Annotated in this window: 1 pseudogene; it reads right to left on the bottom strand. The window is 72.0% G+C overall.

What is annotated here, in order from left to right:
• A pseudogene (locus tag AC1DSF_RS31190) lies at positions 1-376 on the bottom strand (hypothetical protein); the annotation flags it as partial.
• Positions 377-397: the final 21 nt, after the last annotated feature.

Here is a 397-nt window from a genome sequence, read left to right as displayed (position 1 = left end):
ACACTTCGGCGACCTCGGTGTGCGCCAGAAACTTCACACCGCGTTCGAGGCAGCGCTCGAACAGGGCGTCCGCGACCAGGTGCAGGCCGCCGCGTACCGTCCACAGCCCGAAGGTCTGTTCGAGATAGGGGAGCACCGCGACCGTCGCGGGCGCCTGCCGCGGATCCAGCCCGGCACCCAGCGCGAACCGCTCCGCATGCATCCGCAACCGTGGGTCGCGCAGGTACGAGCGGGCCAGCGGGCGCAGCGTCCGCCACGGCATCGTGGTCCGGAAGTCCTTGAACCCGCCCGTCGCCCGCCGCGGCTTCGCGGGCTCCGACGGCACCTCGAAGAACCCGGTGCGCATCACCCCCCACATCGCCGCGCCGCGGTCCATGAACCGGTTCCAGTCCGCGCC

Source organism: Variovorax sp. 01N429 (assembly GCF_056399425.1).
Note: the sequence above shows the minus strand (reverse complement) of the source record. Positions and strands in the feature narration are given on the sequence as shown.